Below are 10,857 nucleotides of genomic sequence, written 5' to 3' on the forward strand. Positions count from 1 at the left end.
GCCCCGCGGCCGACGGCGTCGCGGCCACGACCGGCGCCCCGGCCACCACCCGCAACCCGAAACCCACCGGCGCCCCGGCCACCACCCGCGACCCGAAGCCCACCCGCGACCCGAAGCCCACCCGCGACCCGAAGCCCACCCGCGACCCGAAGCCCACCCGCGACCCGAAGCCCACCCGCGACCCCTGGGTCCTAACCGCCGGGCCGGTCACGCCATCCGGCCCTGCCCGGCTGCCCGCCGACGCCGCCTACGCGATCCACACCTCCGGCTCCACCGGCCACCCCAAAGCCGTCGTCGTCCCGCGCCCGGCGCTGACCAACCTGCTGGCCACGATGGGCGAACGACTCGGTATCCGCGCCGACGACCGCGTCCTGGCGGCCGCTCCGACCGGCTTCGACATGTCGGTGCCCGAGCTGTTCCTCGGCCCCGTCACCGGGGCCGCCACGGTGGTCGCCGACGCCGCGACGCTCCGCGACCCGGACGCCCTGCTCGCCCTCCTGGCCCGGCACCGCGTCACGGTCATGCAGGCCACTCCCTCGCGCTGGCAGACGCTGGCGGCCCGGCGGACCGCCGCGCTGCACGGCATGCGCGCGGTGATCGGCGGCGAGCTCGTCCCCGGCCCGCTCGCCGAGACCCTCACCGGCCTCGGCTGCCGTCTGCTCGCCTGCTACGGCCCCACCGAGACCACCGTCTGGTCCGCCTGCCACCCCGTCACCGGCCCCCAGGAGCCCGGTGTCCCCTTGGGCCGCCCTGTCGCCAACACCCGCGCGTACGTTCTCAACCACCGGCTGCGGCCCGTGCCGCCCGGTGCCATCGGTGAGCTGTACCTGGCCGGGGCGGGCGTCGCCCACGGCTATCTGCACCGTCCGTCGCTCACCTCGGGGTGCTTCGTCGCCGACCCCTTCGGCCCGCCCGGCACCCGTATGTACCGCACCGGCGACCTGGCCTCCTGGCGGGCCGACGGCACCCTGCGCTTCCACGGCCGCGACGACGACCAGATCAAACTGCGCGGCCACCGCATCGAACTCGGCGAGATCGAGGCCGCGTTGACCGCGCACCCCCATGTGCGGGCCGCCGCCGCGGCGGTGCGCGACCTGGGACCCGACGACCGGCGACTGGTCGGCTACCTCGTGCCCCAATCCGCCGGAACGGGCCTCGCCGATGCCGGCCTCGCCGGAACCGATCCCGCCGGAACCGATCCCGCCGGGGCCGACCTCGACCTCGACTCCGTACGCGACCACCTGGCCGCGCGGCTGCCCGGCTACATGCTGCCCGCCCGGCTCCAGCCCCTCGACCGCCTTCCGCTCACCCGGAACGGCAAGGTGGACCGGCGCGCGCTGCCCGAGCCCGAATGGGGCCGCGGCACCGGTGGCCGGGCGCCGGGCACGCTGCGGGAGGAGGCGCTGTGCCGGCTGTTCGCCGAGGTGCTCGGCCTGCCCCGGATCGGGGCCACGGACAGCTTCTTCGAATTGGGCGGGCACTCGCTGAGTGCCACCCGGCTCGCCTCCCGGATCCATGAGGTGCTCGGCCTGCGGCCCACCATCCGCGACCTGTTCGAAGCGACCACCCCGGCCGCCCTCGCCGCACGTCTCGACGACGGCACGCCCACGGCCCGCGGCCACCTCATCGCGTACCGCACCGGCGGCGAAGCGGCGCCGGTGTTCTGTGTGCACCCCCTGAGCGGCCTCGGCTGGCTGTACGCCGGGCTGCTGCACCACGTCGACCGCGCGCATCCGCTCTACGCCTTCCGGGGCGAGGGCCCCGGCGGCATCGGCCAACTGCCCTCCAGCGTCGAGGAGATGGCCGAGGTCTACGTCGACGAACTGCGGTCGGTGCGCCCTCAGGGCCCGTACCACCTGATCGGCTGGTCCTTCGGTGGTCTCGTCGCCCACGCGATGGCGGTGCGGCTGCGGAAGCTGGGCGTCGAGCCGGGGCTGGTCTGCGTCGTCGACACCCTGCCGCCGCACCCCGGCGGAACACCCGGCGGAGCACCCGGCGAAGCGCCCGGCTGCGGGCCCGGGGAACGCATCGACGAGGAGCGGATCCACCGCATCCTGCTGACCGCGGCCGGATACGACGAGCGGCGGTTCCCGCCCGGAGAAGCGGACTTCGCCACGGTCACCGCCGCGCTCCGGGCCGAAGGCAGTGTGCTCGCCACTCTCACCGAGGAGGACATCGCCCGCGTCGTCGCGGTCTCCAAGAACAACGCCCGGCTCCTGCGGGGCTACCGGCCACCGGTGCTGGACGGCGACGCCGTCCACGTGGCGGGCGCCGGAAACCGCCCGTCGCTGCGAGAGGCATGGCGTCCGCTGGTCACCGGCAGGCTCACCGTCCACGAAGTCGACCACGACCACGAACGGATCATGCAGCCCCAGCACATCGGCGACTTCGGCCGGATCCTCGCCGACGAACTGCACCGAATGGAAGGGGCACGCCGAGTGGCAAGGGCAAGCCGAGTGGAAGGGCCACGCCGAGTCGAGGGGCCTCGACCCGTCGAGGAGCCGCGCCCGGCCGAGCGGGCGCGGCGATACGAGCGCACCGCCCGAGGGACGGAGAACCCATGACCTCCGTGGCGCACCGAGCCCCGCTGGACACGACGGAACTGGCACGGCGTTTCCGGGCGCCGCTGCGTGGCCTGGAGGAACTGCCATCCGGGGCCCGCGTCGTCATCCGGCTCCCGCATGACGAGCCGCTGGCCGGGGCCCTCCTCACCTGCTTCGACCTGGGGCTCGTGGCCGTACCGCGCCACCCGCGCAGCTCCGATGCGGAACTGGCCGACACCGTACGGCGGGTGGACGCCTCGGCCGTCATCGACGCACCCCGCGACCGAGCACAGCCGCTCCGCTCGCGGACCCTCCCCGGCGCCCCGGCCGATCCCGGGGGAGCGGGCCTGGCGTTCATCATGTTCACCTCCGGGTCCACCGGCACCCCCAAGGGCGTGATGCTCAGCCGCCGCGCCGTCCTCGGCAACGCCACCAAGACGGCGCGGCTGCACCGCTTCGCACCCGGCCGTCCGCACGGCACCTGCCTGCCCCTGTACCACTGCAACGCGCTCGTCATGTCGCTCATCGGCACACACATCACGCACACCCCGCTGGTCCTGCACACCGCCTTCGACCCGGAGGGCTATCTGCGCGAGCTGGCGGCGGGCGGCGCCCGCACCGCCTCGATCGTTCCCGCCCTGCTCACCGAGGTGGTGGAGGCAGGCGCCGTCTGGCCGGACGGCCTGGACTACTTGATCACCGCGGCCGCCCCGCTCACCGGCGACCTCGCCCGGCGCTTCCACCGGCGCTACGGGCCACGGCTCCGCCAGGGATACGGGCTCACCGAAGCGGTCAACTTCAGCTTCACCATGCCCGTGTTGACCGAGGAGGACTTCCCGGCGCAGTACCTCGACCGCTTCCCGCCGGTCGGACTCCCGCTGCCCGGCACGGAGGTACGGCTCGCCTCCGGCGAGGTGTGGATCAGAACACCGGACATGATGGACGGCTACTGGCGCGACCCGGGCGGCACCGCACAGACGCTCACCCCCGACGGCTGGTTGCGCACCGGCGACCTCGGAGAGTTCCGCGACGGGCTGCTCGTGCTCAGGGGGCGCGCCAAGGAACGCATCGACCGTGGTGGCGAGAAGCACTATCCGCTGGACGTGGAGCGGATGTGGCACGACGCGGGCCTGCGCGGCCGGTTCGCCGCCGTCCCGGTGGCCGAGACCACTCTCGGCCATGAGGTCGGCCTCGTCACCGACGAGTCCCCCGGCACCACCCTCGACGCGGTGCGGACCGTCTGCGAGCAGGCCGCCGTACGCCCCGCCGCGGTCCGCTGGGGCGGCTTCCTGGCCACCGCCACCGGCAAGCCGCGGCGCACCGCGATGGGCGGCACCCTGGCCGTACGGCGGATCTCCGCCGCCCGCTACGAACGGCTGCTGCGCTACGCCGCCGCCACCGCCCGGACCCTGCTCGCCACCGGTCCGAAGGAGGACACGTCCTCGCGGACCCCGCACCACGATCTGCATCGCGACCCGCATCGCGACCCGCATCGCGACCCGCATCGCGACCCGCATCGCGATCTGCACCGCGCACTGCGCGCGATCGCGCCGTACGCCGCCGACGAACCGGCCCCCACCGGAGACGAGCCGGCCTTCGCCGCGTTCGACTTCCTGCGCACACACGTACGCGAGAACGGGATCCGGACGCCCCTGCCGGAGGCGGAGAAGGCGCGGTGGCGTGCGTATCTGCGGTCCCGGTGGCCACTCTTGGAATACGCCGAACTCGCCGCCCGGATCGCGGTGTTGGCGGACGAACCCGTCACCGAGGACGGCGTAACCGCCGGGCCCGGGTCGGTGGGGTTCGGCGCATGGTGGGAGTCCGGGGACGGCACCCTGCGGCTGCTGCCGCATGCCCCCGCCACGGCCGACGGCCTGCCATGGGCGGTCGACTACCTGTGGCGCTGTCTCGCGGACGACCACGGGACGGCCCGTGCCGACCGCTGGACGTGGGTGCGGCGGCCGCGTCCCGGCCGCCCGGCCACCGTGGGCTTTTCCGTTCTGCGCGCCGGCCGCCATGACCTGGGCGGCGTCGTTTGGGATTCACAACCGAGGGAGTGACATGCCGGAACAGGACACCGAGCCCGCGCTGAAGATCGCGACCTGGGCCACCAGGACCGTACGCCACCAACACACCGGACTGCATGTGGAGCACGCTCCGCTGCCCGTGCCGGTCCACGGCACGGCGTCGGCCAGCGGGCGCGAACTGGTGACCAACGGGGACATCGGCGCCGACCTGATCCGGCTGCCCGCGGGCGCCGGGTTCGTCCCGCACACCCACCCCGGCCACCACGTCCTGACCGTGGTGGCCGGTATCGGGACCATCACCTACGACGGCCGTATCCATGAAACCCACGCCGGACAGACCTTCCTGATCGAAGGCGACATCCCGCACGCCGTCGGCGCGATCACCGACCATCTGATCCTCGCCGTCGGCTCGCCGCACAAGCGGATCGGCGCGGACGACCGGATGACCCCGGTGGCGTACGAGGAAGTGGTCGCCGACGACGGCGAACTGACCTGCCTGATCTGCCGCCGTACGGCCGGTCCGCCGCGCTACCTGCACACCACGGGCTGCCCCCACTGTCCCTGCCGGACGTGTGCGGGCATGCCCGGTCAGGACCACTAGAGCACTGTCCGGAGGGCCGCCCCTCAGCGTCCGCCCCTCAGCGCGAAGGCTGCCCCGCCCGATCGGCCGCCCGCCGCGGCTGATCGGCCGGGGCGGCCGTGCGCTGCCCGGGGCCCCAGGTCTCGCGGGTGGACAGCACACCGGCGAGTCCCACCAGCGCGATGCACACATACAGCCCGGCCGGGCCCGCCCAGCCGAAGGACTCCGCGAGCAGGACGGCGGGGAACGGCGCGAAACCGGCCACCGACGCCGCCGTCTGGTAGCCCGGCGAGGCCCCGGAGGTGCGGGTGGCGGTGTTGCCAGATGCGAACCGGTGCGGACCGGAACGGAGTTGCTATGCCCGCCAGTTGTAGCGGCGCTCCGGGCGGCCGGCGGCGCCGTAGCGCAGCGAGACGTCGGCGTTGCCGGTGGTGTGGAAGTACTCCAGGTAACGGCGGGCGCTGACCCGGGAGATGCCGATCGCGGTGGCCGCCTCGGCGGCGGAGACGGTGCCGTCCGCCTCGCGGAGGGCACGCTCGACGAGCTGGGCGGTCTCCACGCTCAGGCCCTTCGGCAGGGCCCCGCCCGCCGGGGGCGCGAACGCCCCGGCCAGGACCCGGTCCACATCCGCCTGGCCGCGGACGACCGTGGTGAGCAGCCGTCCGCGCTGGGTCGCATAGCGTTCGAGGCGGGGCTTCAGATCCTCGTAGTCGAAGGGCTTGAGGACGTAGTCGACCACACCCTGGCGGACCGCGCCGCGCACCGCGTCGGCCTCCCGGGCCGCGGTGATCACCATGACGTCGCAGTCGTGCCCGGCGGTGCGCAGCCGGGGAATGACGTCCAGGCCGAAGAGGTCCGGCAGATAGAGGTCGAGCAGGACCAGGTCGGGACGGAGCGCGTCGACCGCCTCGATCGCCTGCTCGCCGGTGTGGGCGGTGCCGACGACGCGGAACGGCGCCACCCGCTCCACGAAGGTGCGGTGGACACGGGCCACCATGAAGTCGTCGTCCACGACGAGCACATCGATCGTGCCGGCCGACTCGGTCATCGGGTCGCTCCTTCCGCCACCGCGTCGGCGGGGTGGCTGACGGACATGCGGGCGCTGAACATCGCGCCCTGAGGGGTGTTGGTCACCGCGATCTCGCCACCTCGGCGCTCGCAGACGAGCCGGGTGAGGGCGAGCCCGATGCCGCGCTCGCCCTCCCGGGCGGCCTTGGTGGTGAAGCCATGGGCGAAGACCTCCTGGGCGAGTCCGGGGGCGACACCGGGTCCGGAGTCGCGTACGACGATCTCCACACTGGCGTTGTCCTGGCGCAGCTCGACCTCCACCCATGGCTCGTCGCCGTCCCGGGCCACGGCCATCTTCCCGGCCCCGGTCATCTTCCCGGCCCCGGGTACCTTCCCGGCCCCGGTCATCTTCCCGGCCCTGGGTACCTTCCCGGCCCCGGCCATCTTCCCGTCGCCGCGCTCGGACGTGGCGGCGTCGATGGCGTTGTCCACCAGGTTGCCGATCACGGTGGCCACATCGGCGGCGTCCTCGGGCATCAGCCGGTCCAGCGCGGTGCGGTCCGAGAGGCGCAGGGCCACCTTCCGCTCGGCGGCCTGCGACGCCTTCGCCATCAGCAGCGCGGCCACGGCGGTGTCCCGGACCCGGCGGCCGATGGACATGTCCAGCGACTGGCGGCGCTGGTTCAGCGCCCGGATGTAGCGCACCACTTCCTCCTGCTCGCCGATCTGGATCAGCCCGGAGATGGTGTGCAGTTGGTTGGCGAACTCGTGGGTCTGCGCGCGCAGCAGCTCGGAGGTGCTCCGGAAGGAGCCGATCTCGCGCTCCAGCCTCGCCAGCTCGGTGCGGTCCCGCAGGGTGGTGACGGAGCCGAGCGGCCGTCCGTCCTTGACGACGGTCATCCGGTTCATCACCAGGACGCGGCCGTGCCGGACGACGACCTCGTCCTTCGGGTCCGTCGTTTCCCTCCGCGCCCCGGCCAGCACATCCAGCAGCCGTCCCTCGATGCCGAGCTCGGCCAGATTCCGGCCCACGCAGTCCTCGGGCAGGTCCAGCAGCCGTCTGCCCATGTCGTTGACGAGCGTCACCCGGTGCTGCGGATCGAGCGCGACAACGCCCTCGGCGATGCCGTACAGCATCGCCTCGCGGTGCTCGGCCAGCCCGGTGATCTCACGCGGCTCCAGCCCGAGCGTCTGCCGTTTGACGCGCCGGGCCAGCAGCCAGGAGCCGACGACGCCGAGCGCGCTGGCGACACCGAGATAGACGGGCAGATACGAGGACGCGCCGCTCAGCCGCTGCCATGTGGTGGGAGACGCCTCGCCGATCATGACCGTGCCCAGATGCCGCCCCAGATCGTCGCCCGTCGCACCGAGGACCGGCACCTGGGCCACCAGCTCCCGGCTGCCGTCCCAGTCCAGCGTGCCCGACCAGCCGCGCCCCGCGCCGACTCCCTTGCCCAGCGGCAGCCGGTCGCCGAGCACCGTGGGATTCGTCGAGCTGACGACGCGCCCGTGACCGTCGGCCACCGTGACGGACGTCACCCGCGACTGCACCCGGGACGAATACACCAGCGGGGCCAGCGCCTCCGCAGGTGAGGGGCCCACCAGCCGGCTGCGTACCAGCGGCTGGGCGGCAAGCTGCTCGGCCAGCGCACCGACCCGGCGGCCCTCCACCCGGTTGAACGTGGCCTCCGACTGGGCGAGCGAGACCGCGGCGACCGCCATCAGCACCACCACGACGATGGCGAGCTGCAACACCAGCATCTCGCCCGCGAGCGTTTGACGACGGAACGCGGCGACCACAATGAACTCAATCTCTCCTGCTGACACAACCTGGGCGCATTTCCCACCAGGCTGCACAATCATGGCGTCCGCCGTATGGGAAGCGAAAGGGAGGTGCCATGAGAGGCCGCACCCGCGCCCTGTCCGGCCTCCTGGCCGCTGTGCTGTCCCTGCTCGTCGGCGCGTGTGACACCTGGCCGGGCCCCGGGCACACCGCGGACGACGGTCTGCGCATCCTGGTGCCCAACACCCCCGGAGGCGGGTACGACACCACGGCACGGACCGTGGCCCGGGTGCTGGAGGAGACCGGGACCGCCTCGGACACGGAGGTGTTCAACCTGCCCGGAGCCGGTGGCACCGTCGGTCTTCAGCGCACCGTGGACGAACGGGGCAACGGACGGCTCGCCCTCCAGATGGGCCTCGGTGTCCTCGGCGCGGCGCATGTGCAGGGTGCGAAGGTGACCGTGGCGCGCACCACCCCGATCGCCCGCCTGATCGAGGAGCCCGAAGCGGTGGTGGTCCGCAAGGACTCGCCGTACCGCACCCTCGCCGACCTGGTCACCGGGTGGCGCAAGAACCCCGGAGGCGTCACGGTCGGTGGCGGCTCGTCACTGGGCGGCCCGGACCACCTGCTGCCCATGGCGCTGGCCGGCGCGGTCGGCATCCAGCCGAAGCGGGTGCGGTACGCCGCCTACGACGGGGGTGGCGGCGAGCTGCTCCCCGCCCTGTTGGACGGCCGGGTCGACTTCGCCACCAGTGGCATCGGCGAGTTCCTCGACCAGATCGCCGCAGGACAGCTCAGGGTGCTCGCGGTCACCAGCGACCGGCCCGTGGCCGCGCTGCCCGGGGTGCCGACGCTGAAGGCCGCCGGGATCGATCTCGTCTTCGACAACTGGCGGGGGATCGTCGCCCCGCCCGGCATCAGCTCCGCGGACCGCAAACGCTGGATCGAGGTGCTGACCGCGCTGCACACCTCCCGGCAGTGGAAGGCCGAGCTGACCCGCCACGGCTGGACCGACGCCTTCACCACCGGTGGCGCCTTCGCCACCTATCTGGCCCGGCAGGACAAGGCCGTGGCCGAACTGGTCGGACACCTGGGACTGGACTGACCGACACCCCCTCCGGAGCGGCCGCCACCGGCCACCGCCATGGCGGCCGCCACCGGCCACCGCCTCACCCCCGCATGCCCATCCGCACCACCCCCTGACCCACCCATGCCCTGGTGGCCGTACGAACCCGCCCGCATGTCCCGTAATACACACATGTCCTGGAAGGCATCGCATGACCGCACACACCTGGTGGCTGCTGCTCATCCTCACGGTGGCGATAGCAGCACTGATCTACCTCATCAACTCCCGGCTGCGGGTCCACCCGTTCGTCGCGCTGATCCTGGTCAGCGTGGGCACGGGGATCGCGGCCGGGGAACCCGCCTCGAAACTCGCCGGATCCATCGAGGAGGGCGCCGGCGGCACCCTCGGTGACGTGGGCGTCACCCTCGCCCTCGGCGCCATGCTCGGCCGTCTGCTCTCCGACTCGGGCGCGACCGACACCATCGCCCGCGCCCTCGTCGCCCGCGCCGAGCCGCGCAGGCTGCCCTGGCTGGTCGGTGCCGCGGCGTTCGTCATCGGCGTGCCCATGTTCTTCGAGGTGGGCCTGATCGTGCTGCTGCCCTTGATCTTCAGCGTCGCCCGCAGGATGGAGGCCCAGGGCGGCACCAAGGGCAGCCCGTACGTACTCCTCGGCGTGCCCGCCATCGCCTCGCTGTCCACCCTGCACGGCATGCTGCCGCCCCACCCCGGCCCGCTGACCGCGATGACCGGCCTCCACGCCGACCTCGGTCTCACCCTCGGCGTCGGCATCGTCTGCGCCGTGCCCACCGTCATCCTGGCGGGCCCCGTCTACGCCCGCTGGATCGCGCCCCGGCTTCCCGACGTCGCCCCGGACGCCGAACTGGTGGCCCAGTTCGCCGGGGCCGAGCGGCAGCCCGCCGCGGCCACCTCCGGACCCGGTGCGCAGGCGGGCGCGGACGCGCCCCGCAGGACCGGTGTGCCCACCGGCCTGGCCGTGGCGGCGGTGCTGGTCCCCGTCGTCCTGATGCTGCTGCGTACGCTCGCCGAGACGGTGCTCGACGAGTCCAGCGGGCTGGGCGCGGCGCTGGTATTCGCCGGAGAGCCGCTGGTGGCGATGCTCGCCGGTTTCGTCTTCGCCCTCGGGGTGACGTTCGCCGGTTCCGGCCGCTCCGGTGAGGAGACCCGCGCCTCCCTGACCGACAGCCTGAAGTCCATCGCCGCGATCCTGCTCATCATCGGTGGGGGAGGGGCGTTCAAGCAGGTCCTTCAGGACTCGGGCATCGGTGACGCCATCGCCTCGGCCGCCGAGGGAGCCCATATCAATGTGATCCTGCTGGGCTGGCTGATCGCCCTGCTGCTGTCGCTGACCACGGGCTCCGCCACCGTCGGCATCGTCTCCGCCACCGGCATCGTGGCCCCGCTGATCGGTGACGGCGGGGGCCTGGAGGCATCCCTGCTGGTGGTCGCGATCGGGGCCGGTTCGCTCGGCCTCAACTATGTCAACCACGCCGGGTTCTGGCTGGTGAAGGAGTCGTTCGGCATGGACCTCGGCCAGGCCACCAAGACCCAGACGGTCGTACAGACCCTGGTCAGCGTGCTCGGCCTGGCGATGGCGCTGCTGCTGTCGGTCTTCGCCTGAGCCGAGGCGGCGGCCGGGCGGTCGCGGTGGGCCCGGTCGCGGCGGGATCGACCGCGACCGGGCCCACCGCGGCGGGGCCGCCGAGGTGAGAGATTGCCGACCCCGGGAACCCGACGCCCCCTGCGCGCCTCCCACTAGGGGACGGCAAGTGAGTTGGGGATCTTGATGACGGGACCGAATGGCGAGACCACGCTTCCGCAGGTCTTGTTGG

At 73.1% G+C, this 10,857-nt stretch carries 8 protein-coding genes; 5 read left to right on the forward strand and 3 right to left on the reverse strand.

Going from position 1 to position 10,857, the window contains the following annotated elements; all coding sequences use genetic code 11:
* The 3 genes from KN815_RS11100 to KN815_RS11110 all read left to right on the forward strand — a co-directional run.
* Positions 1 to 2,564, forward strand: a 2,564-nt coding sequence (locus KN815_RS11100; protein WP_216341611.1) for an AMP-binding protein, incomplete at its 5' end; no start/stop codon positions are given.
* Positions 2,561 to 4,603 (forward strand): class I adenylate-forming enzyme family protein, encoded by a 2,043-nt coding sequence (locus KN815_RS11105; protein WP_216341612.1) that lies wholly within the window; start codon positions 2,561 to 2,563, stop codon positions 4,601 to 4,603. The genes KN815_RS11100 and KN815_RS11105, both read left to right, overlap by 4 nt.
* A gap of 1 nt (position 4,604) precedes the next feature.
* The gene (locus KN815_RS11110) at positions 4,605 to 5,171 is read left to right on the forward strand and encodes a cupin domain-containing protein (RefSeq protein WP_216341613.1); all 567 of its coding nucleotides are present in this window, start codon (positions 4,605 to 4,607) and stop codon (positions 5,169 to 5,171) included.
* A 37-nt stretch (positions 5,172 to 5,208) separates the two neighbouring features.
* On the opposite strand, the gene KN815_RS11115 is transcribed toward KN815_RS11110, so the two are convergent.
* The 3 genes from KN815_RS11115 to KN815_RS11125 form a co-directional block, all read right to left on the reverse strand.
* A complete protein-coding gene (locus KN815_RS11115) occupies positions 5,209 to 5,415 on the reverse strand; it encodes a hypothetical protein (RefSeq protein WP_216341614.1) in 207 nt (68 codons plus the stop codon).
* 90 nt (positions 5,416 to 5,505) lie between these two features.
* Entirely contained in the window at positions 5,506 to 6,198 is a 693-nt protein-coding gene (locus KN815_RS11120) for a response regulator (RefSeq protein ID WP_216341615.1), read from the reverse strand.
* Positions 6,195 to 7,958 carry a sensor histidine kinase gene (locus KN815_RS11125; protein ID WP_216341616.1) on the reverse strand — a complete coding sequence of 588 codons (1,764 nt, stop codon included), beginning with the start codon at positions 7,956 to 7,958 and terminating at the stop codon, positions 6,195 to 6,197. Before KN815_RS11125 ends, KN815_RS11120 begins: the two co-directional genes overlap by 4 nt.
* A 98-nt stretch (positions 7,959 to 8,056) precedes the next feature.
* Here KN815_RS11125 and KN815_RS11130 point away from each other — a divergent pair, with 98 nt between their 5' ends.
* Both KN815_RS11130 and KN815_RS11135 read left to right on the forward strand, forming a co-directional pair.
* Positions 8,057 to 9,046, forward strand: a complete 990-nt coding sequence (locus tag KN815_RS11130) for a Bug family tripartite tricarboxylate transporter substrate binding protein (RefSeq protein WP_216341617.1) — start codon at positions 8,057 to 8,059, stop codon at positions 9,044 to 9,046.
* 172 nt (positions 9,047 to 9,218) lie between these two features.
* Positions 9,219 to 10,646 (forward strand): GntP family permease, encoded by a 1,428-nt coding sequence (locus KN815_RS11135; RefSeq protein WP_216341618.1) that lies wholly within the window; start codon positions 9,219 to 9,221, stop codon positions 10,644 to 10,646.
* Positions 10,647 to 10,857 lie beyond the last annotated feature (211 nt).

The sequence above is a fragment of the Streptomyces niphimycinicus genome (genome assembly GCF_018883605.1).
Taxonomy (GTDB): domain Bacteria; phylum Actinomycetota; class Actinomycetes; order Streptomycetales; family Streptomycetaceae; genus Streptomyces; species Streptomyces niphimycinicus.

What these genes read in the sequence shown, in the direction of transcription:
- KN815_RS11120 (WP_216341615.1), bottom strand. Translation starts at nt 6,198, where the DNA reads ATGACCGAGTCGGCCGGCACGATCGATGTGCTCGTCGTGGACGACGAC.
- KN815_RS11130 (WP_216341617.1), top strand. Translation starts at nt 8,057, where the DNA reads ATGAGAGGCCGCACCCGCGCCCTGTCCGGCCTCCTGGCCGCTGTGCTG.
- KN815_RS11110 (WP_216341613.1), top strand. Translation starts at nt 4,605, where the DNA reads ATGCCGGAACAGGACACCGAGCCCGCGCTGAAGATCGCGACCTGGGCC.
- KN815_RS11105 (WP_216341612.1), top strand. Translation starts at nt 2,561, where the DNA reads ATGACCTCCGTGGCGCACCGAGCCCCGCTGGACACGACGGAACTGGCA.
- KN815_RS11135 (WP_216341618.1), top strand. Translation starts at nt 9,219, where the DNA reads ATGACCGCACACACCTGGTGGCTGCTGCTCATCCTCACGGTGGCGATA.